We start from the raw sequence: 19709 nt of genomic DNA, 5'->3' as shown, positions 1-19709 counted from the left end.
CAATTCAACAAGGACAAAAAACAGTTGGCTTTTGCTCCTTCGTCGCTATTTTAGCCAACAATTTTTTGCCCGTTAATTGGGCGTTAGGTACTTACATGAAAAAGGAGAACTCTTCACTTTTATTAATTCCTTATTTACTGATTGCTACACCCATCGCTTTCATCGCGCAGCTTTTTGAAAAATCGGTAGTAAGATCTAAAGATGAAGTAGAAGGTATCCTTAATGAAATGGAAAAGAATGAACCTTCTGAATATCTTTGGGATGAGTTCCTTAGTACACCTATTAAAGATAAGAAACTTGATAAAATTCGAGAGCAAGTAGAAATCCTTTGGGCTTATGAGGATTTTCAAACACAGAATAGCTCAAACTTTACAGTGCTAAATAGCCGTGGTTTGACTGAGTTAAAATCAATGTTAATCGAGCTTGAAAATGACAACAGTACCTAACAAGCCAAGTCAGCGGGAATTTTACTCGCTGCACAACGCTCATAAAATCCCCTGCTTGGGGCGTTAGTTGCCAAGGAGATTAGGTTGAGTAGTCATGTTCAATATTCTTTCATATCCGTCCTGCTTGGATTAATCATGTTTTTCGCTTACCAGTCTATGCAGCCTCAAGAAAAAGGATTTGAGTTAAATCAAGGTGTTGAGTGCCCCAATGGAGCAATTTGTGATTGGTTTTGCGGCGGTCTGTCGATAAAGTTTACCCTAGATCATAAAATCAGTTCTAACGGCTATTTATTTGATGTGGATAACTTCCTTTCCAATTTAAATAGTATGAATAAGGAGTGTCCTATCAGCTCAATTGCTATCTATTCAGACCCTAAATTGAAACATGGAACAGTCTTAGAATTCAGTGATAAGCTTAAAACTGTAATACCAAATTTAGCGATCACGTGGTGTAACAGTGGCAACTAACAAAAACATCATGGTGGGAATTTTACTCGCTGAAAAAGCGCTCCTAAAATCCCCATATATTAAGCGTTAGGGTTACAGGAAAGTATGGAAGCATCATTCGACGTAAATGGAAAAGAATTTAAAGTGGATTTTTCAATGCTTGGCTCTGAAAAGTATTATTTTAATGGAGTCCTTCTTAAAAAGCGAAGAAGCTTCAAATTCAATGATCGATTAGTATTTGATACCGAAGAAGGGAAAATTGAAATAGCAGTATCCCTATCCCCCAAGAATTGGTCAACTCAAGCGTTCATTAACAATGAGTTAATCGTTGAGGAGCTTTTTCCCGAATTCAAACAAAAGATTGAAGATGGCAAAAGTTCAAAAGGCATGGGTAAATCAGGTATGTTTAAAAACGTTATATTGTGGTGTATTTTAACTATTGTTTTTTTAATGATATTTCAATGGGTAAAGTAACCCTAACAAAAACATCAACTGGAAAATTACTCGCTGAAAAAGCGCTCGTATTTTCCAGTTATATAAAGCGTTGGGCGTCCAAGACAGGCCGCAGTAATTGAACCGGTTCGTGTTCACTGGTCTTGCTTGTGTGGTCGCGACATCCGTTGCGGCATTCTTAATTGGTCGCGGCAATGAAAAACGATGCGCTGATCTTCTGATCTCCAAACTTGAAGAAGCTGCGGCTTCTAGCAACAGCATTGAAGCAATTTATGAAATACCAACCGATTTACCCGCCCCCGTGGCTCGCTATCTACGGCGGGCACTTCCGAAAAAGATATATCCCATTCAGGCAGTGCTGATAGAACAGTCTGGTGCCCTTCGGACCAGCACATCATCAAAAAATTGGATGGACTTTTCGGCGCGTCAGTTCGTTGCCCCAATGGCAGTCGGCTTCGTTTGGAATGCTCGGGTCAAACTGCCATTTGGAATTCATATCCTCGTTTTAGATAGCTACAGCTTTGGAGTGGGTAGTGGGCGTGTGAGTCTGATGTCGGCCTTTGTGGTTTCTTCCACATCAAACGAACCTGAACTCAATTCGGGTGCTCTGCATAGGTATTTAGCGGAATCTGTTTGGTACCCGACCGCACTCTTGCCTCAATCTGGGGTTTCATGGGTGTCAAAGGATGAACGATCAGCCGTTGCTACTTTGAAAGATCATAGCATCGAAGTTTCACTGGAATTCAGGTTCAATGATGCCGACGAAGTGATAGCAGTATATAGCCCTGGCAGGTATGGTCGCTTCGACGGGGAATACAGGAAGGTCGGTTGGGAGGGGCATTTTAGCAACTACCGCGAGCAGGACGGTTTTTTGATTCCTGGGCGCGGAGAGGTCGGTTGGTACGATGCCGGAGAGTTGCAGCTTGTATGGAAAGGCGAGATAAATAGTGTCCATATCCAGCAGAATCATTAAACTAGTAGGGTATGGCGTGCGTACGCCCAACAAATCGTTGCAGGGGACATTTGGCCCGCCGCCTATTTTTGCCGCTGAATTCTGGCGTTATATGCCAGTAATTGCCAAGTCCATGGCTGCAATAATTTCATCACGTATATGAGCAAGTGTGCCAACGGGGTCTTTTAGGATGTTCGAAGGTATTGATGAAATTTGAGGGATTAAAATCAGTAAATTTATATCCTCAAATTCAACTTTTGGAGTTAGGCCCTTTAGCTCTTCGTTTCTCAATTGCTTGGCATCACCCAATGGTACAACCATTCTTGTTGCGATATCTGAAATTAACTCATGTTGAATATCGAGAATGTACGGATAGGCTTTTTGGGTATGTTTGCTTGGGTTTGTATATACATCGAACTGAGCCATTAAAATGTTCTGTATTCATCGCCAAATAGGCCATTTTTTTCTACAAAATTATTGTATGCTTTTATGGCCATTTTGTTGTTACTAGCCCAGCTTTCAGCTTCTTTTTCGGCTAGTTTTGTGCGTAGTGCTTGCTCAAGTGTGGCTGAAAGATTAATGTTTAAAAGCTTTGATTTTTTAAGTAAGTCGCTGTTTAAACTAAGGTTTGTTGGTTTTTTAGGAGCGTTGGTGTCGTATAGTGTTTGCATGGTATTGCCTTTTGGTGCGTATTGCTATGCGCATAGATTAGTCCTAAGCATTTAACAAGTCAATCAAACAACATTACGGGCAAAAAGCGGCCTCCATTGGACGCAGCAAGCTGCGCCGTTTATTGGGGCGTTCCTTCACGAGGTTGATTTTAATTTTCAATGGGATATAGCGAAAGCTGCTTCTAATTCTAAGAGGCATGGTGTTAGTTTTGATGAAGTTAATACTGTGTTTTCTGATGTTTTGGCGCGGTTAATACCTGATCCTGACAGCTCACATGGAGAAGAGCGATTTATTATTTTAGGTTAAAGTACAGCTGGTCGCTTACTGATTGTTTGTCATTGTTATCGCGATAACGGTGATATTATCCGCATAATTTCGGCACGTAAGGCAGATAAACGAAAGCGTAAGATCTATAAGGATTTCCATAATGCGTGAACACTATGACTTTACAGATTCGATAGAGAATCCCTACGTAAAAAAAACAAAAAAACAAAAAAACAAAAAAACAAATTACAATTCGATTAGATAAAGACGTAATTGGCTATTTTAAGAAGCTATCGGAAAAGAACGGTATTCCGTATCAAAATCTAATTAATCTATATTTGAAAGACTGCGCAGATTCGCAAAAAGAGCCAAGGGTAGATTGGCAGTGAAGGATAACAAAACCATGAAGTAGGACGTGCCCCAAGTGCGCCGGTCGGCCGCTTATGGTAAGTGCTATAGCCCATCCAGAACTCTGCTTGACGGTACTACTATCTAGTACTAAAATATTCCAATAAAAAAAAGAATCAGAAAACAATCGCTCTCATTTTTGCTAGGCCTGTAAGTGGAAATGTAAAGTGGAAAGATATTGAACAGCTATTTATCGAATTAGGTGCTGATATAGTTGAGGGCGAAGGTTCTCGTGTTGGTGTGAGACTTTTTGGTGAGCGCAGAGTATTCCATCGTCCACATCCATCACCTGATACAGATAAAGGCGCGGTGAGTAGTATTCGACGCTGGTTTGAAATGAATGGGGTAAAACCATGAAAAATGTTATGAAAATTGATGGTTACGATGCTGTCATTAATTATGATCCCGAAATAGAAATGTTTAGAGGAGAATTTATTAATTTGAATGGAGGTGCAGATTTTTATGCATCCGATATTACCGGGCTTCATAAAGAAGGTCAGTTATCACTAAACATGTTTCTTGAAATGTGCAGTGAAGATGGAGTGAGCCCTAGAAAGAATTACTCGGGTAAATTCAATGTCCGCATAAGCCCTGAACTACATGAAAATCTAGTTCTCAAGGCCTCTGCAACAGGTAAGAGTATTAATCAGCTTGTTGTCGAATCGATATCAAGTACGGTAGTCAATGGGCTATAACAAACGCATAAAATCAGACTCCGCAAGTACGCCGGATTTTTGAAAAATACACAACGCAAAAAAGCGTCCTACTTGCTCCGCTGTTTATGCGAAGTGTAAGTTTGCAATCGGATTCTGTCACACTAGGGTAGTATGAATAACATAAAAGTAGTTGCAGTAAGTGGGGCATCTGGCGCAGGGAAAACCACAATTGTTAAAGAACTAGCTGATGAGTTTGATTGCCCATTTCTACTTTTTGATGCTCACACGGATAACAGTACATACCCTAAAAACATTAAGAACTGGCTAAAAAATGGAGCAAACGTTTCCCTGATTAAAACGCCAAGATTTGTTACTTCATTGGAAAGCCTAATTTCAAAAAATGACAGTCGTTTTATTTTTATTGAAGAGCCATTTGGTAAAGAACGTGATTCTATGTCGTCATTAATCGATTTCGTTGTTTTGTTAGATCAACCCTTAGAGTTATGCCTAGCTCGTATTATCAAAAGGCATACTGAACAACCGAATTCTGACTAAATATGCTCTATCTCTAATTATTTGGATAAATATGAGGATCACTTTAGAGAAATTTATATATCAGCGGTCAAGCAAGTTAGAAATAAATCTGATTTAATATTTAATGAAGTGGTTTCAATTAAAGACACAACCGATTACATTACTAACTGGTTGAAAAATAATGCAAACTAACAAGAATCTCAAAACAGAAAACCACTCGCTGGGCTTCGCCCAAAGCGCTCACGTTTTCTGTTTAGCTTAAGTGTTATATGCAAAATCAAGGAGAGTTAAGTGTCGGGAAGCTATCCACATAAAATAAAAGAACTGCCACTTTTTGATGGTCGTTTTGATGCCCATAAATTGGAAGCAAAAAACAGTGATGTTCTTTTCGCGTCATACCCTTCTGGAACATCAATCCCGCCTCATTCTCATGATACAGACAATCATGGGGTTATAACTAAGGGGGAGTTAATTCTTAAAATGAACGGTAGTGTTCAAAAAATTGGCGTGGGCCAGTGGTATCATGTCCCTGCAAAAGTCGAGCATTCCGCCTCGTTTGAAATGGAAACTGATGAAATTGAATTCTGGTTCAAGTAATGCAGATAACAAGCCGTTTAACGAAAACGCCAGCAAACAACGCTGGCACGGACTCGCAAACTGAGCTCACCCATTAACGGCGCGTTAGGTTTCAACGAGGTTAATTGAAAGTGGATTTCGATTTTGATGATAATCTGGAACGTAAAGAAACAGCACCATGCCCAGTTTGTGGCAAACATATTAAGCGTGGTGAAATGGAGTGCCTCCACTGCAGCTACGAATTAACTGTTTTCGATATTCGTCATTTGAAGAAATATATGAAGTATCAAAAACGCAAAGGTGGTTGGTTGGCAATCAAAATTGTGCCAGTCCTAATATTTATTCTGGCATTTTTATTTTTACTAAGTAATTAATTTGAAACCTAACAAGCCAAGTCAGCGGGAATTTTACTCGCTGAAAAAGCGCTCATAAAATTCCCATTTATTAAGCGTTAAATTTATTCGGTTGTTTGATGGATTAACTATCGAACTGAAACAACATATACATAAAAGGGTTTTGAGATGTTTAAAGGTTTTCAAATTATTATTGTTTTCATTGTACTTATTGGGCTAACAGGTTGTGCTGGGTTAGGTAATATGAAAGAGGTAGAATTTCAGTCAGTGGCAAAACCAGATGTAGCCACTGTTAATATTGTTCGAAGAGCTGTTTTTATGGGCGATGGTGCAAAGGTTGAAGCTTGGGATGGAAGTGATTTTATCGGAACTCTTGAAGCAGGAAAGCTTCTGCAATATGAGGCTAAACCAGGAGTACATACTTTTATGGTTTATGTGCAAGGTTCTTGGGGGGTAGCAAAAGGAGAGCTAAAACCAGGAAAAACATACTATCTAAAATTCAACATGTCTGGCTGGGGACCAATAAGCCTTGGAGTTGCTAAGTCTACAGACACAAGGATCTCTGAGTGGAATACAATGAGCACGGTTTCCATTGATAAATCATCACCTAAAGAAGTACCTAAAAAATATATTCTGAAAGCAGAAAAAATTCTACAGAGAGTTGAGAGTGGCGACGCAAATATCACACCTATTACTGATGACAATGCCCTGTAAATCATTTAGTTTAAAAATTTAACACGTTTATTAAATATCGTTACGGCCAAAAAACGGCCTCCACTGGACACGCAATAAACGCGCGCCATTTATAAAAAGCGTTAACAATATAATATGAAATCACCCGATCGCGATAAAATCTCAAAAATGTCAGATTTACCAAATATTGGTAAAGCTATATCAGCTGAATTAGAAAAAATTGGATTAACTCATCCAAAACAACTCATTGGCAAAAATGCATATGAATTGTATCGACAACATTGTTCGAGACTTGGTTGCAAACAAGATCACTGTATTATAGATGTTTTCTTATCGGCAATATCTTATATGGAAGGTGGTAATTCGCTTCCTTGGTGGCACTTCACAAAAGAAAGAAAACTTTACATGGAGTAGTATATTGCTAACAAAAACATCAACCAGAAAATTACTCGCTGGGCTACGCCCAAAGCGCTTCGTATTTTCTGGTTATATTAAGCGTTGAGGCTGTAGAATTTATCAAAAATTAATTTTATGGCTTAAAAACAGGGTTCTAATTGCATTGGTTAAGTTGAGTTATTAGCATACAGTGCGATACAGAGACTCCATTTCTTATTGATTTGGGCTTTCAGATAAATTCTACAGCCTCGTTATGTTGCTTGAGGATGTATGACAACTCGTAAACATTGGACTCCTGGAAATTACATAGAAATTCCTGTTGGAGACAACAAACACTGCTACGGTGTTGTTACAATAACTGAGCGATTGGCTGTAGTTGATTATTGCGATACTGAAAATCTAAACCCAGAAGAAATTGTAGCATTACCTATTTTGTTCGAAGTGACGGTAATGAAATATGGTATTGGTAAAAATGGTTGGCCGATAGCTGGAAAGGTTGAACTTAGCGATAGATTCAAAACTAAACCTTACTACTACAAAAAAGATATGATTAATGGCAAATATAGTATTGTGGATCACATATGGATGAATGAAGTTTCTGCTACCAAAGAAGAATGCCAACACTTAGAAGTTGCGGCAGCTTGGGATCCTTGTCATATCGAGGAGAGGTTAAATGAACATTATGGTCTTCAGTAAACGCAACATAACAAATCAATTATTCCGACCTCAACTCGCTGCGCTCTTTTTCGTAGACATATTGGGGTGTTATATGTATTTCAATCATAGAGGGAGCTTTCAATTTTGTTTAATAGATTAATAATTGTTTTGGTTATTAGTACTTTAATTGCAGCATGTAGTAATAAGAAGCATCACAAAGTACTAGTCGAAGAAAAAGAAGTTAATAAAATCACTCAAACTTTATATTTGTCAGATGTTACTTTTTCTAAAGAAGTTGCAGATGGTAAATTTAAAACTGACTGTGCAATGCTGCCAGTCTTAAGAAAATCAATTTTAGATTCATCTCTTAGTCACTCTATGAATATATCCTCAAGCAATAAAATAGGAAATGAACAATATGAATTAAAGGTAGAGTACGTAAATGTTGTACCTCATAGATGGACTTTTATGGCAATCAGACCTAGCTCAAATGCAACAATTAAAGCTTCTATATTAAAAGGTGATGCTACCCTGCATACCACAACAAAATTAATTGGTTCTGCGGTTGCTTTTGGAGCGTGTGATAGGCTTGAAAAAATATCTATTGCTGAAGGTAGATATATTTCTAAATGGGTATCCAAATTTATTTAGGTTAAATATACCTATAACAATCTGTTCAAACGGAACAAATAACAGTTGAGTGGTTCCGCTTAGCTTCACATTTTAGCCAACTACAATTTGGCCCTTAACAGGGCAGTTATGTGCCATAGTGGTAGCGCAGTTGAGCAATTAAAATTGTATCATTTTGCTGTTTATATACGATGCGATGTTCATCATTAATTCGGCGAGACCAATACCCTGATAACCCGTGCTTTAAAGGCTCAGGTTTTCCAATACCCTCATTTGGTGTTATTTGGATATCTTTTATGAGTACATTGATTCGTTTGAGTATTTTTTTGTCTGTTGTTTGCCAGTATAGATATTGTTCCCAGGCCTTAGTTGAAAAAGTGAGTTTCACTCGATAAGCTCTCTTTGAGTTCCATTGCCAGCTTCAAGTTCGGCAATAGAATCAAGCAAGCTTCTAGCGTTAGCTGGAGATCTGAGTAGATATGTGGTTTCTTGCATTGCGTTATAGTCTTCTAGAGACATCATCACAACAGGAGCTTCACTTTTACGAGTGATAATAACTGGCGCATGATCATTACAAACATTCGCCATTGTGTTTGCTAAATTTGCTCTAGCTGCTGTATAGCTTATTGCATCCATTTTTGACTCCAAAATGTTCATGTACGTTTATTTGTACAGTATAGCGTGGTGGCACATAACAATCCAAGTTTGTTTAATAGATCAGGAAATGCAAAGGGTCTGGTTTTGCGTTTTTGCAGCTGACTCACCAATTAGCCTTGTCGGTATTTTAATGGCTGGGCGACTAATAGAAATTAACAGGGCATCCAAGATAACTGATTTATTCTAGCCGGTGGCGGAACCACCCAAGTTCGACATCCTTGTCGAGCTTGGGTGCTGATCATCATGGAGGATGTGTGACTGACTCTGTTAAAGTGTACATTGAATATGAGAAGAACATTTGTAGCGATCCTAAATCAAGCCATTTTCACTGAGACTTTAAAGGCGGAAAAGCAGTAGCGTTGCCACCAAAGCGGTTATCGGTAATGCCGATTGTATTACCCTCTTACCATCGCTGCCCTGTTAATTGTTGCATGCCCATTTCTGATGTTGACATGCAGCATATGGCGGTTCACGAATATGCTTATAAATGAAGAAAAACCGCAGTAGATTTTGACATATCAAGTCATTACAAGGGGCAAGAAACGGCGATCTGTTTTTATTCCTTATATTTTGAGCAACTAATTTTTGTCTCTAAAGGAAGCGATAGCAGGCCAAGGTTTGTTCTCAGTTGGTTACCTAAAAATGGTGTGTAAGGCGGTTAGTTTTTTAGAACATCACAATGGGTGAAAAAGGTTCACGTAACGAGTAAGTTCTGGCACTATCAATCATCAAACACTGACAAAGATAAGGCACTTCATTGTTCTGGCATGTCATCATATCTAGTTTACAATCAGCATTTTTCGGATCCTTACTTTTCACAACTGTATGTATTCCATTTTATGGCAGTGCAGCCATATTATTCGGATTAATCACTTTTTCATTCGCTTTGTTTTGTAGTCTAATTTTTGCTTACCCGTTAATGAAAATCCGAAATAAATTTAAGTTTTCAGAACCAACTAATTTGCTTGTATATTTATTATCGGGTTTTATTTTAGGAGTGTTTGCACCCTTAATATTGTTAGTTAGTGTTGGTACTGAATTCAGTTTTGGAACCGTTGCCTTTTTAGGTGTTTATGGTGTGTTAGGCTCTGCATGTTCAATTACAGCATGGAATTATGTACGTAAGCATGTGCCTTACAACAAGCCCATTGAATCGGACTAGTAGAAGTAAGATTAGAAAATAATTTTTAAGCCCCTTTTGGGAGTGTTAGCCAAATTCGAGACGGAACATGAAGTTTCAAGGTAAAGTTTTAAACTGGAATGATGATAAGGGTTTTGGTTTTGTCGAGCCGAATGGTGGTGGACAGCGCGCTTTTGTGCATATAAAAGCCTTTAAACCTCGCACACGTAGGCCTGTTAATGGCGAAGTCATTGTTTATGAATTAGTTCACGAAAATAATAATCGCTATAAAGCTGAAAATATTCAATTTGCTCGTGACCTTAAAAACTTAAATAAACGCAGTAAAGCAAAAAGCGCTAGTAACTTTGGCGGTGTCTTTACAATCATTTTTTGCGCTGTGGTATTACTATCAACCTTTAGCGGCAAGTTACCTGCAATTGTTGTGGGTTTATATATTGTAATGAGCGTCATTACTTTTACTGCTTACGCAATTGATAAATCTGCGGCTCAAAATGATCGCTGGAGAACACAAGAAAGTACACTCCATATGCTTTCTCTAATTGGTGGTTGGCCTGGTGCTTTTTTTGCTCAAAAAAAATTGCGGCATAAATCGAGCAAAAAGGAATTTAAACGTGTGTATTGGGTAACTGTTGTATTAAATTTAGCCGGCTTTTTTTGGCTCCATACAGGAAAAGGAATAAACTTCATCGATAATGTAATTTCTCCATTATTGAATGTCTAACAATACGTTCAAAAGGAGAAGTATTCACTTGGCATTAGCATGTTAGGGCTTATTTTTCATGGGCGTTTATATTTAAGGAAGAATATGAAGGTATCTATTACATCTAACATCGAAGCTTCAGCAGAAGAAGCATGGGCATTAGTGAAACAGAGTAACACTTTGCATTATGTCACACGTGGACTGATGGGCTTCAAATCTATAAGTTCCAACCTACCTAGTGAATGGCAGCAGGGTAAAACAGAACAACTAAGAATTATATTATTTGGTCTTATACCTGCTTGGCGTCATCAAATAAGTTTCCAATATATTTGTGATTCAAAAATGGTTATGTTAACTCATGAGTCTGGTGGGGTAGTTAAAACTTGGAATCACCTTATTAGTATAAAAGCAGCAGATATTTCTAGCTGTAATTATACAGACGACGTCGAAATTAAAGCTGGTTTGTTTACACCTGCAATTTGGTTGTATGCACATGTTTTTTATCGTTATCGTCAGTTAAGATGGCGTTACTTGGTCAAGAAAAGTGCAAATTAAATCTAACGAGTGCATCTTGCCTTTTTGGAATGAACAGTCACATTCTTCACTGTGTGCAGTAAAAAAAACAGCTAGTACAGTCAAGCCTCATATGCAGGCGTTGAAATTTTTACAGTTTTATTAACATAACAACAAGGAGAGTCCGTAGTGGATTATTTTATAGGCGCATTAAAAAAGTATGCTGATTTTACAGGTAGGGCACGAAGACAGGAATATTGGATGTTCATATTAATTTATATGATTATCAATTTTGTTTTAGCCGTACTTGGCTTAAATATCATTTCAATGATATTTGGTCTTGCACTACTAGTTCCAAGTATTAGCATTGCGGCAAGAAGGCTTCATGATACTGGTCGTACTGGTTGGTGGCAGCTAATTGCTTTAATCCCACTCATTGGAATAATTATTCTTATCGTATTCTTAGTGCAAGATAGTCATGACACTAATGAGTATGGTGTTAACCCCAAATCTGGTGAGTTAGCATAAAACCTAGTAAGGCACTTAAACGGGGAAAATACAGTTGGCTATTGCTTTGCAATTTTAGCGCTACTGTATTTTTCCGTTTAGCTAAGTAAATAAACGATAAAGTGACCGTGTTCAATCAATTTTGTCGTGACGCCGCACTAAAGGCTTAACGCTCAATCCGTGTATAAATATTGATAGTGTAATGGCGATAAATACTAAATGGATTAATTCCAAGGCAAGTTCTTGGGGAAGTCCATGTTGAATCGCATACATAAGATAGTAGAGTGAGCCAATTCCTCGTACACCAAACCACGCACTCATGCCTCGAATTGGCATCGGCATATCAGAACGCCACAAACCTATGTAGACACTTAGCGGTCGCGCTACCATAAAAATAAAGGCTGCAAACCCTACTGCTCGCCAACTCCATGAATCAACAAATAATGTGCCGCCCAATAATATAATCAAAACTAGCTCTGACAAACGTTCTAAGTGTTCATTAAAAACCAAAGTACCTTCACTTAAATGTTGATATGGCGCATCGGCTTCTTTAGTTATTTCCGCATCTTGTAATTCTGCAGGTACTACTGGATTTTGCTTTTTTAAAACAAGAGACGTTTCAGTTTGTCTCAAGGCCACTGCAGCGGCAAATACCGCTAAAAATCCCCAAGCATCTACTAACAAACTAACGCCGTAGACAGTAGCAATCAGTCCAAGTCCTAGAAAATCATGTAACACAGTAATTTTTTGACCGTAGCTGCGCACATACCACACTAAATAGCCTAATAAGCACCCAAATAATACGCCTATACCAAGACCGGCTGTGGTCGCCCAAATTATATCGATTAGAAACCATTGGCTGCCAAACTCACCGAGTTCATGTAGTCCTAAAAGGCCTAAACCCAACATGACAAAGGGAAAAGCAGTTCCGTCATTCATTCCAGCTTCACAGGTTAATGCAAAACGTAAATGATCTTCATCGCCATGGTGACGAACTTGCACATCAGTGGCCAATACTGGATCGGTTGGTGCAATTATTGCCCCCAACAATATGGCCGCACCCAGCGGCAGTTGTAAGAAATAATATGCAAATGCTGCAACCAGTGCCACAGTGATAAGCATCGAAAAAAATGCTAATTGAATTGGGCTTCGCCAGCGCTTAAAAGAAACCGGAACTGGCATTTTAACGCCTGCTGCGAATAGCGAAATTAGCACAGCACATTCGGTTAAAATTTCAAGAAATCCTGATTCCTCCAAAGGATTGAAATGAAAAAGCGCAAACCCTGTGGGGCCGATCAGTATTCCAACCGAAAGATAAAACATTGATGAGGTGATCGGCAGGCGATTTATTACGACAGTAAGAAACCCCATACTCAGCATAAGTGCACCAATTAACATAAACCATGAGGCAAGTGCCATATTTGTAATCCGTATTTCTGTGGTGTAGGAGTGTTCGGCGGCAAGTCTACACGCATTGGTATTCAGCTAGTTAACTAATTCTGAATCATCAATCTAATAGTAGAAATTGAGAATGTTGGATTATCCCCCGACGCCCTAATTACTTAGGTTTTTTAGTGCCACATTTTAATAAAATGTGGCACTAAAAAAGTATGCAACTGCTACAAACTGTACGAGCGTTTTTTATCGCTTGTTTTGTGCTTATAAGCTGCGATTTGGCCACTCTATACAGTGCATATTTACCGAATATGGAAACATCGGTTTCAGCTTATTATTAGTATTGGTAGTTAACCTTAATTTTGTTTCTAATTTAGAAATAATAATCGAATTGACATTCGAAGAAATAAATATGTGTTTTGTGAGCACCTTAAGGTATTTACTACTTGTGCATCGTACATTTTTAGGCCAAGGTAAATTATGATAACTGACATTCTTAAACTAAGATCTATAGCTTTCGATTATCTATTTGATGCGTTGGTAGTAACTGATTTGCAGGGCACCATTACAGACTGGAATAAGGGTTCTGAAAATCTTTATGGCTACTCCAAAGACGAGGCTATTGGCCAACCTGTTAATATGCTGCATGTGCCTGAAGACACCGACCAAATTGTCTCTGAAGTTATTTCCGCTGTGGAAAAATCGGGTAAATGGACTGGTGAAATCAGGATGTTACATAAAAATGGAGAGATTGGCTGGATAGAATCCATGTGTGTACCTATTTATGATTTAGACAAACAAATGGTAGGAGCTTTAGGTATTAATAGGAATATCACTGCTCGTATTAAAGAAACTGAACGACTTGAACATCTTGCTCATTATGATTACCTCACAAAAATTCCTAACCGCTATTTGTTGCTTGACCGCTTACAGCATTTAATCGACCAGTCTGAACGGAATAACAGTAATTTTGCATTGCTTTATATCGACTTGAATAAATTCAAAATCTTTAACGATACTAAAGGTCATGCATTCGGCGATCAGGTTTTGTTAGAAACTGCATTGCGACTCAAACAATCTATCCGTCTTTCAGATACAGTTGCAAGGATTGGGGGTGATGAATTTGTAGTATTATTGGAAAGTATTTCAAACCAAAATGATATTTCGTCAATGGTCAAAACAATATCTAAGGCTTTAAACCAAACTTATACTATCAATGATGAAAAGATTGCAGTGAATTGTAGTATCGGTGTCGCTATCTTCCCTGAAGAAGGCTCTACTCCAGATACCTTGCTCGCTAGTGCAGATAAAGCCATGTATAAAGATAAATACAAACTAAGTGATACTTAGTGGTTCAATACTTAAGGATTCTACAACACTTAATCCCGCGTTTTTACTCGTTTTTTGCACATAATAATTAGGATGTTAAGTGTTTAGCTTATATCTAGCGATTGTTATTAAACAACCTTAGATATTGAATGAATTCCGAAATTCAAACGAAGGTATATTTAGATAAGTATGCCAATAATTAAGAGCTGTACCCTTAAAATAAATGACGTTTTTGAAGGGGGGCTAGATAAATAGTCTAGATTGAATGTCGTTATAAATATGGTCACCATAAAATACAGTAATCGATTGAATCAAAATATGAACTCAGAAACCGTCTATGGATGAGTAAATAAATTTAAAACGAGTTATTCTAGAGCCTCGTTAGATGTTCAAATAATAAATCAGCAATGGAGTAGTAGTTATGAAGGGTAAAATCCTTGAGTTTAATGAAGATAGTCGTTCTGGTGTTATTTCAGGGGATGATGGAAATAGATATAACTTTGAAATAAAGGAATGGAAAGGAACAGCGTTACCTAAAGCAGGTAATAAAATTGATTTTTCTATTAATGGTGAGAATGCTGAAGCCATTTATGCTGAATCACTTGGTTCAGCTGGAGCTTCTAAAAAAAATAGCAGCTGCGTTGCTTGCTTTTTTCCTTGGTGCTTTTGGAGCTCATAAATTTTACTTAGGTTACACCAAACAAGGTGTAATTATGCTATTAGTATTTTTGTTTGGCTTTATATTGCTTGGGCTCCCCTCAATGATTATTGCAATAATAGCATTTGTAGAGTTTATTATTTATTTAGTTAAATCTGATGAGGAATTTGAACAAATTTATGTAGTAGGTCATAAGCCTTGGTTCTAATTCATACAAGTTAATCAAACGGTAAAATAACAGTTGGTTGCGGGCCGTTCCTTGTGCATTATAACCAACCGTTATTTTCCACTTACTTAAGGCGTTGCTGTCTTCCCTTTGTCAGTGATGTTGAGTGTTATATTACTCGGATATGCTCATGGAATAACCCCAGATTGGTTTAAGCAGTGCCAAGCAAACAGCGTGAATTGCTAAATATCTACAACATCACATTCATCAGCATCTTGATACTTAAACAGACTAACAATACCGCAAATATCTTTTTCAATACTTTGACCGGAAGTTTAGTCGACATCATCACCCCCACTGGCGCCATAACAAATCCACATATTGAAATAATAATCACACTGGGAATATGCACAAAGCCTATAATAGCCTGATTATTGCCTAAGTCTTCGGCGCTGATATGACCATTAATTGCGTAACCTATAGTGCCTGAAATAGCGATGGGAAAACCAATAGCGGCCGAACTGCCAATAGCACGTCTCATTTCTAATCCTCTACTCATTAGGTAAGGCACAATCAACACCGCGCCGCCAATCGCCACTAAGGTAGAAATACTGCCTATTCCTAATCCCGCCAACTGCGGTGGAATTTTGGTTTTGTTGGCGGTTATATGTTGTTTGTTGAAGAATAGTTTTATGGAAATGCTAAACATAAATAACGAAAAGAATACTGCAAGAAAACTTGTATTAATGAAGGGAACCAAGAACGAAATTGCTATGGCGCCTACAATAATCAAAGGCACCATTGCTTTAACACTTTCCCAGTCAACATTATGATTTTTGTAGTGACTAAATGCACTGGATAAAGTAGTGGTAATAATGCAAGCCATAGAAGTACCTAAAGCTAAGTGAACAGCATGGGAAGGTACAATTTGTTCGGCTAGGTAAATACTGGTTAGCATGGGAACCAAAATCCCGCCGCCACCGACACCTAATAAACCTGCTGCAAAACCAACTACTAAGCCTAATAAACTCAGTTGGATAATTAATTCTATTTCCACAAAATGGTCTCTTGTCTTTATTGTTGTTAGACGTTCTTCACAGCCCTGCAGAGAATATTATTCAGGCTGCCAAGTAATGTACCTCACAAGGCCACAACATTAACAGGCAGTGCAACAAAAATGGATACACAGTTACCATATCCAGTCAGTTTATTACAAAAAACTGCTGCATACCCTTAACTGTTAGGCCTAAAACAGCGATAGTCGCGTTTTATACTATTAGAAAAACATCAAAGAGATTGAATGAAATTTTCTATGGCTTGGTTTACTTCATTTGGCTTTTCGGCGAATACATAATGGGTACCGCCTGGGATCAAAACTTGTTGAGCTTTTTCTACATTGTTAACTAAAAATGTACTGTATTTTGGGGGCGTCAGCACATCTTGATCACCTACAACCGCTAGTAATGGCTTAGTGATTTTACCTAGCCCTTCCATGATATCGAATTTATCGCATGCCTTAAAATCATTCAAAAAAGCCGCTGGGGTGTTTTGTTGATCGCGAGTTTGCAGCACTTCAACTAAGGAAGGGGCGATTAGTTTATAGGTTTGATCACTAAACTGTGTTGCTAGCGATGGCTTGGCAACCGAAGCCTCGAACATTTTTAGTACATCTGGGTGTATACGTAGGCGAGCGCCACTTCCTATGGTAACAATACCTTTGAGGGCTTCTGGGTAATCCACAGCATACTGCAAGGCAATTGCGCCGCCCATTGAATGTCCAACTAATACAATGTCTTTAAAGCCCTGTTCTTGAATGTAGCTATGTAACCAAGCTGAATATTCTGCGATGCTGGTGCATAGATTACCGTCAGGGTGACCCGGTAGGTTCAATGCCAAGGGATCTTTAAAGTGTTTGCTTTGAAACTGCCATGCTTCTTTACATCCACCAGAGCCATGTATAAATATAAGCTTCATCTAAATTTAACATTCCTATATTAGGGGAGTTCAAGGGGCGAACTGTTAATAATACGAGTGTTGCGCACTGCCTAGTAGGTCTCAAATCATTTATGTAAATATAAGGTCATTAAAATTTGATATTGTGAACACCGGTATTATTTATCGTCTAAATACAACTTATCGTAAAACGTATAAACCCATTCCGGTTTGTAGATAATTAGTAGGGTAATGGTCATGCCATTAAACATGGCTTCAGGGAATAACATTAAGGTAGAGAGTACCAAATAATTATCCTCAATAACTTGCCAGCTATACATACCATCAAGATAAAAGTAACCACTCATCGCCAGCATTTTCAGGCCTATGCTTAATGCGCCGGGGATAAAAGCACATAAAAATATATACACAAAAAGATGCCTGGGTAACTTGTAAAAAGTCAGGCTATAGACACCGTAAGTCAATGAAATAGGCGCTAACACCCCAAGTAGAAAATTCACCCCTAACATGTGGAGATGTTCTTGACCGAAGATGGTTACGCCAACTAGCGCTAAGCTTGCACTAAAGACTGCCCACCTAAATCCTAATAATAAGGGCAGGGCAGACAACCATAAAAAATGTACCACCAAACCATCATAAATACCGGTGCGAAACATCCACAAAATAAATACACAGGCAGCGCTGCCAAACACCAGGTGTTGGCACTTTTTGTCTGATATTAACCGCGAGAAAATGAGTTTTTTACTAACCAAGTACCCAATCAGTAGGCTGAGTATTCCCGCTAGTATTTGTAGGTTTGTAATGTTTGATATTTGCTCCACAGTTATTCAAATACCGCCCAAATAGGTGCATGGTCAGAGGGTTTTTCAATGCCTCTTAACTCGTAATCAACGTCTGCTTCTTTTAACATAGTGTGTAACTTTGCAGTGGCTAAAATCAAATCGATACGTAAACCGCGGTTGTCAGGAAAACCTTTTGAACGGTAATCAAACCAACTGTATTTTTCGGCTTCTTCTGGGTACATATCACGAAATCCGTCAGTTAAACCCCAGCCAATTAAGGTATTTAACCATTCACGCTCTTCAGGTAAAAAACTGCATTTTTTGGTTTGTAACCAACGTTTGCGGTTAGGTTCACCAATACCGATATCCAAATCCGTATGGGAAATATTCACGTCGCCCATCACAATCACATTTTCATCTGGGGTGTGATATTCGTTTAGGTAACCCATTAAGTCTGAGTAGTATTTACGTTTAGCAGGGTATTTAGTTTCGTGAGTTTGGTTTTCACCTTGGGGGAAATAACCATTTAACACCCGCACAGTTTCGCCGTTATCCATGGGATAGCTCACCATGATCATTCTGCGCTGTGCTTCATCGTCATCACTTGGGAAGCCGTATTGCACTTCAAGGGCAGGCTTTTTGCACATCATAGCCACACCATAGTGGCCTTTTTGCCCATGAAAATAAACGTGGTAACCCATGGCTTCAACTTCGGCCACTGGAAATTGGTCGTTATGTACTTTTATTTCCTGCAAGCCAATGATATCTGGCTGATGTTTGTCGATTAACGCTTGTAGTTGATGAAGTCTGGCACGTATGCCATTGATATTAAAAGAAATAACTTTCATGTAGGAGATCCAAAGGAAATAGAAATGGGTCGGCAACTGTTGTTACCACTGTTTATGATTGTATCAATAACTCTTGCTTAGCTAAACCTGCATTTACCCAAATTTATGCGGAATATGTCTTTGGTGTTTATGTGGAGGGCGTTGATAATCTTTTCTGTCGATTTCAGGTAAGGTTATTTCTGGATGTTTTACTGGATGATAATCAATTTGTGATAACAGATGATCAATACAATTTAATCTGGCTGCTTTTTTGTCGTCTGCATCGACTACATACCATGGACTTTGCTCGGTGTCGGTATGTTCGAACATGGCGTCTTTCGCTTGTGAATATTCAACCCACTTACTGCGTGATGCAAGATCCATCTCTGAAAACTTCCAGCGTTTTCGTGGATTACTCAGTCGTTTGTTAAAACGTTTCTCTTGTTCTTCGTCAGATACTGAAAACCAATACTTGATCAGAGTGATGCCTGATTTTATTAAGGTATCTTCAAAAGCGGGGCAGGTAATCAAAAACTCTTGGCATTGATTTTCAGTACAAAAACCCATGACTTTTTCTACACCCGCACGGTTGTACCAACTACGATCAAATAACACTATTTCACCCGCAGCAGGTAAATGAGCAACATAACGTTGAAAATACCACTGGGTGGCCTCTCTGTCGGTAGGTTTACTCAAGGCTACAATACGGACGATCCTAGGGTTAAGCTTGGCAGTGATGGCTTTGATTGCCCCACCTTTACCAGCCGCATCTCTACCTTCAAAAAGCACCACAATTTTTTGACCAGTTTGTTGCACTGACTCTTGCAAATGGGCCAGTTCAACTTCCAATTTAGCTAAGTGTTTTTCATATTTGGATTTTTTCATTGGCTTGGTAAATATCTGTTAATAAAATGAAAGACTTTGATAGACTAAAACTCTACATC

Annotated in this window: 31 protein-coding genes and 1 pseudogene; 22 read left to right on the top strand and 10 right to left on the bottom strand. The window is 38.5% G+C overall.

Annotated elements, in window-relative coordinates; genetic code table 11:
• The 4 genes from GARC_RS14605 to GARC_RS14590 all read left to right on the top strand — a co-directional run.
• On the top strand, nt 1-446 hold a 446-nt coding region (locus GARC_RS14605; RefSeq protein WP_039989736.1), incomplete at its 5' end, for a hypothetical protein.
• 84 nt (nt 447-530) lie between these two features.
• Complete coding sequence (locus GARC_RS14600; protein ID WP_153810939.1) at nt 531-914, top strand: hypothetical protein; 384 nt, start codon at nt 531-533, stop codon at nt 912-914.
• 84 nt (nt 915-998) lie between these two features.
• Nucleotides 999-1367, top strand: coding sequence for a hypothetical protein (locus GARC_RS14595; protein ID WP_007621472.1), 369 nt, complete (start codon nt 999-1001; stop codon nt 1365-1367).
• A 97-nt stretch (nt 1368-1464) separates the two neighbouring features.
• Nucleotides 1465-2319: a DUF6544 family protein gene (locus GARC_RS14590; protein ID WP_007621468.1), complete on the top strand. Its 855-nt coding sequence runs from the start codon at nt 1465-1467 to the stop codon at nt 2317-2319.
• Nucleotides 2320-2406: 87 nt separating this feature from the next.
• On the opposite strand, the gene GARC_RS14585 is transcribed toward GARC_RS14590, so the two are convergent.
• Together GARC_RS14585 and GARC_RS14580 are read right to left on the bottom strand one after the other, a co-directional pair.
• A complete protein-coding gene (locus tag GARC_RS14585) occupies nt 2407-2724 on the bottom strand; it encodes a CcdB family protein (protein WP_007621466.1) in 318 nt (105 codons plus the stop codon).
• Nucleotides 2724-2969 (bottom strand): type II toxin-antitoxin system CcdA family antitoxin, encoded by a 246-nt coding sequence (locus GARC_RS14580; protein WP_007621464.1) that lies wholly within the window; start codon nt 2967-2969, stop codon nt 2724-2726. The genes GARC_RS14585 and GARC_RS14580 overlap by 1 nt, the downstream gene beginning before the upstream one ends.
• A gap of 121 nt (nt 2970-3090) precedes the next feature.
• Here GARC_RS14580 and GARC_RS27745 point away from each other — a divergent pair, with 121 nt between their 5' ends.
• From GARC_RS27745 to GARC_RS14540, 11 genes and pseudogenes are all read left to right on the top strand, one after another.
• A complete protein-coding gene (locus tag GARC_RS27745) occupies nt 3091-3276 on the top strand; it encodes a BrnT family toxin (protein WP_226989171.1) in 186 nt (61 codons plus the stop codon).
• Between the two features lie 191 nt (nt 3277-3467).
• Nucleotides 3468-3623: pseudogene (locus GARC_RS27740) on the top strand (BrnA antitoxin family protein); the annotation flags it as partial.
• Between the two features lie 145 nt (nt 3624-3768).
• Complete coding sequence (locus tag GARC_RS26395) at nt 3769-3999, top strand: type II toxin-antitoxin system HicA family toxin (RefSeq protein WP_081587562.1); 231 nt, start codon at nt 3769-3771, stop codon at nt 3997-3999.
• Entirely contained in the window at nt 3996-4337 is a 342-nt protein-coding gene (locus GARC_RS14575) for a type II toxin-antitoxin system HicB family antitoxin (protein ID WP_007621460.1), read from the top strand. The genes GARC_RS26395 and GARC_RS14575 overlap by 4 nt, the downstream gene beginning before the upstream one ends.
• Nucleotides 4338-4469: 132 nt before the next feature.
• Complete coding sequence (locus GARC_RS14570; protein WP_007621458.1) at nt 4470-4853, top strand: nucleoside/nucleotide kinase family protein; 384 nt, start codon at nt 4470-4472, stop codon at nt 4851-4853.
• Nucleotides 4854-5123: 270 nt separating this feature from the next.
• A complete protein-coding gene (locus GARC_RS14565; protein WP_007621455.1) occupies nt 5124-5429 on the top strand; it encodes a cupin domain-containing protein in 306 nt (101 codons plus the stop codon).
• A gap of 110 nt (nt 5430-5539) precedes the next feature.
• Nucleotides 5540-5782 carry a hypothetical protein gene (locus GARC_RS14560; protein WP_007621454.1) on the top strand — a complete coding sequence of 81 codons (243 nt, stop codon included), beginning with the start codon at nt 5540-5542 and terminating at the stop codon, nt 5780-5782.
• Between the two features lie 147 nt (nt 5783-5929).
• Nucleotides 5930-6475 carry a hypothetical protein gene (locus tag GARC_RS14555; RefSeq protein WP_007621453.1) on the top strand — a complete coding sequence of 182 codons (546 nt, stop codon included), beginning with the start codon at nt 5930-5932 and terminating at the stop codon, nt 6473-6475.
• A gap of 114 nt (nt 6476-6589) precedes the next feature.
• Nucleotides 6590-6868, top strand: coding sequence for a helix-hairpin-helix domain-containing protein (locus GARC_RS14550; RefSeq protein ID WP_007621452.1), 279 nt, complete (start codon nt 6590-6592; stop codon nt 6866-6868).
• Between the two features lie 252 nt (nt 6869-7120).
• On the top strand, nt 7121-7546 hold the full coding sequence (locus GARC_RS14545; protein WP_007621451.1) for an immunity 26/phosphotriesterase HocA family protein: 426 nt from the start codon (nt 7121-7123) through the stop codon (nt 7544-7546).
• Between the two features lie 105 nt (nt 7547-7651).
• Entirely contained in the window at nt 7652-8158 is a 507-nt protein-coding gene (locus tag GARC_RS14540) for a hypothetical protein (protein ID WP_007621449.1), read from the top strand.
• Nucleotides 8159-8264: 106 nt separating this feature from the next.
• On the opposite strand, the gene GARC_RS14535 is transcribed toward GARC_RS14540, so the two are convergent.
• Together GARC_RS14535 and GARC_RS14530 are read right to left on the bottom strand one after the other, a co-directional pair.
• Nucleotides 8265-8525 carry a Txe/YoeB family addiction module toxin gene (locus GARC_RS14535; RefSeq protein ID WP_007621448.1) on the bottom strand — a complete coding sequence of 87 codons (261 nt, stop codon included), beginning with the start codon at nt 8523-8525 and terminating at the stop codon, nt 8265-8267.
• Nucleotides 8522-8773: a type II toxin-antitoxin system Phd/YefM family antitoxin gene (locus tag GARC_RS14530; RefSeq protein WP_007105088.1), complete on the bottom strand. Its 252-nt coding sequence runs from the start codon at nt 8771-8773 to the stop codon at nt 8522-8524. The genes GARC_RS14535 and GARC_RS14530 overlap by 4 nt, the downstream gene beginning before the upstream one ends.
• A gap of 982 nt (nt 8774-9755) precedes the next feature.
• Here GARC_RS14530 and GARC_RS26765 point away from each other — a divergent pair.
• From GARC_RS26765 to GARC_RS14510, 4 genes are all read left to right on the top strand, one after another.
• Nucleotides 9756-9956: a hypothetical protein gene (locus GARC_RS26765; RefSeq protein ID WP_153810938.1), complete on the top strand. Its 201-nt coding sequence runs from the start codon at nt 9756-9758 to the stop codon at nt 9954-9956.
• A 67-nt stretch (nt 9957-10023) separates the two neighbouring features.
• A complete protein-coding gene (locus GARC_RS14520; protein WP_007621442.1) occupies nt 10024-10656 on the top strand; it encodes a DUF1294 domain-containing protein in 633 nt (210 codons plus the stop codon).
• 84 nt (nt 10657-10740) lie between these two features.
• On the top strand, nt 10741-11190 hold the full coding sequence (locus GARC_RS14515; RefSeq protein WP_007621440.1) for a hypothetical protein: 450 nt from the start codon (nt 10741-10743) through the stop codon (nt 11188-11190).
• A gap of 147 nt (nt 11191-11337) precedes the next feature.
• Entirely contained in the window at nt 11338-11676 is a 339-nt protein-coding gene (locus tag GARC_RS14510) for a DUF805 domain-containing protein (RefSeq protein ID WP_039989725.1), read from the top strand.
• Nucleotides 11677-11787: 111 nt separating this feature from the next.
• On the opposite strand, the gene GARC_RS14505 is transcribed toward GARC_RS14510, so the two are convergent.
• Nucleotides 11788-13074 (bottom strand): cation:proton antiporter, encoded by a 1287-nt coding sequence (locus GARC_RS14505; RefSeq protein ID WP_007621433.1) that lies wholly within the window; start codon nt 13072-13074, stop codon nt 11788-11790.
• Nucleotides 13075-13530: 456 nt separating this feature from the next.
• Between GARC_RS14505 and GARC_RS14500 the strand changes: the two genes are divergently transcribed.
• From GARC_RS14500 to GARC_RS27340, 3 genes are all read left to right on the top strand, one after another.
• Nucleotides 13531-14400: a sensor domain-containing diguanylate cyclase gene (locus tag GARC_RS14500; protein ID WP_007621429.1), complete on the top strand. Its 870-nt coding sequence runs from the start codon at nt 13531-13533 to the stop codon at nt 14398-14400.
• A 400-nt stretch (nt 14401-14800) separates the two neighbouring features.
• On the top strand, nt 14801-15058 hold the full coding sequence (locus tag GARC_RS27345; protein ID WP_226989168.1) for a hypothetical protein: 258 nt from the start codon (nt 14801-14803) through the stop codon (nt 15056-15058).
• Complete coding sequence (locus tag GARC_RS27340) at nt 14946-15245, top strand: TM2 domain-containing protein (RefSeq protein WP_322786602.1); 300 nt, start codon at nt 14946-14948, stop codon at nt 15243-15245. The genes GARC_RS27345 and GARC_RS27340 overlap by 113 nt, the downstream gene beginning before the upstream one ends.
• Nucleotides 15246-15453: 208 nt before the next feature.
• On the opposite strand, the gene GARC_RS14490 is transcribed toward GARC_RS27340, so the two are convergent.
• The 5 genes from GARC_RS14490 to ppk2 form a co-directional block, all read right to left on the bottom strand.
• Nucleotides 15454-16260 carry a sulfite exporter TauE/SafE family protein gene (locus GARC_RS14490; RefSeq protein ID WP_007621427.1) on the bottom strand — a complete coding sequence of 269 codons (807 nt, stop codon included), beginning with the start codon at nt 16258-16260 and terminating at the stop codon, nt 15454-15456.
• 230 nt (nt 16261-16490) lie between these two features.
• On the bottom strand, nt 16491-17177 hold the full coding sequence (locus GARC_RS14485) for an alpha/beta fold hydrolase (protein ID WP_007621425.1): 687 nt from the start codon (nt 17175-17177) through the stop codon (nt 16491-16493).
• A 137-nt stretch (nt 17178-17314) separates the two neighbouring features.
• Entirely contained in the window at nt 17315-17977 is a 663-nt protein-coding gene (locus GARC_RS14480; RefSeq protein ID WP_081587561.1) for an energy-coupling factor ABC transporter permease, read from the bottom strand.
• 2 nt (nt 17978-17979) lie between these two features.
• On the bottom strand, nt 17980-18786 hold the full coding sequence (gene xthA, locus GARC_RS14475) for an exodeoxyribonuclease III (RefSeq protein ID WP_007621420.1): 807 nt from the start codon (nt 18784-18786) through the stop codon (nt 17980-17982).
• Nucleotides 18787-18879: 93 nt separating this feature from the next.
• A complete protein-coding gene (gene ppk2 / locus GARC_RS14470; RefSeq protein WP_007621418.1) occupies nt 18880-19650 on the bottom strand; it encodes a polyphosphate kinase 2 in 771 nt (256 codons plus the stop codon).
• Between the last annotated feature and the right edge of the window lie 59 nt (nt 19651-19709).

The organism is Paraglaciecola arctica BSs20135, from assembly GCF_000314995.1.
GTDB classification, from domain to species: domain Bacteria; phylum Pseudomonadota; class Gammaproteobacteria; order Enterobacterales; family Alteromonadaceae; genus Paraglaciecola; species Paraglaciecola arctica.
The sequence above is the reverse complement of the archived record's forward strand: the minus strand, read 5'-3'. Positions and strand labels throughout refer to the sequence as shown.

Excerpts from the sequence above, each read along its gene's own strand:
- GARC_RS14595 (WP_007621472.1), top strand. The coding sequence starts at position 999 with ATGGAAGCATCATTCGACGTAAATGGAAAAGAATTTAAAGTGGATTTT.
- GARC_RS14585 (WP_007621466.1), bottom strand. The coding sequence starts at position 2,724 with ATGGCTCAGTTCGATGTATATACAAACCCAAGCAAACATACCCAAAAA.
- GARC_RS14580 (WP_007621464.1), bottom strand. The coding sequence starts at position 2,969 with ATGCAAACACTATACGACACCAACGCTCCTAAAAAACCAACAAACCTT.
- GARC_RS14575 (WP_007621460.1), top strand. The coding sequence starts at position 3,996 with ATGAAAAATGTTATGAAAATTGATGGTTACGATGCTGTCATTAATTAT.
- GARC_RS14570 (WP_007621458.1), top strand. The coding sequence starts at position 4,470 with ATGAATAACATAAAAGTAGTTGCAGTAAGTGGGGCATCTGGCGCAGGG.
- GARC_RS14555 (WP_007621453.1), top strand. The coding sequence starts at position 5,930 with ATGTTTAAAGGTTTTCAAATTATTATTGTTTTCATTGTACTTATTGGG.
- GARC_RS14550 (WP_007621452.1), top strand. The coding sequence starts at position 6,590 with ATGAAATCACCCGATCGCGATAAAATCTCAAAAATGTCAGATTTACCA.
- GARC_RS14545 (WP_007621451.1), top strand. The coding sequence starts at position 7,121 with ATGACAACTCGTAAACATTGGACTCCTGGAAATTACATAGAAATTCCT.
- GARC_RS14530 (WP_007105088.1), bottom strand. The coding sequence starts at position 8,773 with ATGGATGCAATAAGCTATACAGCAGCTAGAGCAAATTTAGCAAACACA.
- GARC_RS14520 (WP_007621442.1), top strand. The coding sequence starts at position 10,024 with ATGAAGTTTCAAGGTAAAGTTTTAAACTGGAATGATGATAAGGGTTTT.
- GARC_RS14515 (WP_007621440.1), top strand. The coding sequence starts at position 10,741 with ATGAAGGTATCTATTACATCTAACATCGAAGCTTCAGCAGAAGAAGCA.
- GARC_RS14505 (WP_007621433.1), bottom strand. The coding sequence starts at position 13,074 with ATGGCACTTGCCTCATGGTTTATGTTAATTGGTGCACTTATGCTGAGT.
- GARC_RS14500 (WP_007621429.1), top strand. The coding sequence starts at position 13,531 with ATGATAACTGACATTCTTAAACTAAGATCTATAGCTTTCGATTATCTA.
- GARC_RS27345 (WP_226989168.1), top strand. The coding sequence starts at position 14,801 with ATGAAGGGTAAAATCCTTGAGTTTAATGAAGATAGTCGTTCTGGTGTT.
- GARC_RS27340 (WP_322786602.1), top strand. The coding sequence starts at position 14,946 with ATGGTGAGAATGCTGAAGCCATTTATGCTGAATCACTTGGTTCAGCTG.
- GARC_RS14485 (WP_007621425.1), bottom strand. The coding sequence starts at position 17,177 with ATGAAGCTTATATTTATACATGGCTCTGGTGGATGTAAAGAAGCATGG.
- xthA (WP_007621420.1), bottom strand. The coding sequence starts at position 18,786 with ATGAAAGTTATTTCTTTTAATATCAATGGCATACGTGCCAGACTTCAT.
- ppk2 (WP_007621418.1), bottom strand. The coding sequence starts at position 19,650 with ATGAAAAAATCCAAATATGAAAAACACTTAGCTAAATTGGAAGTTGAA.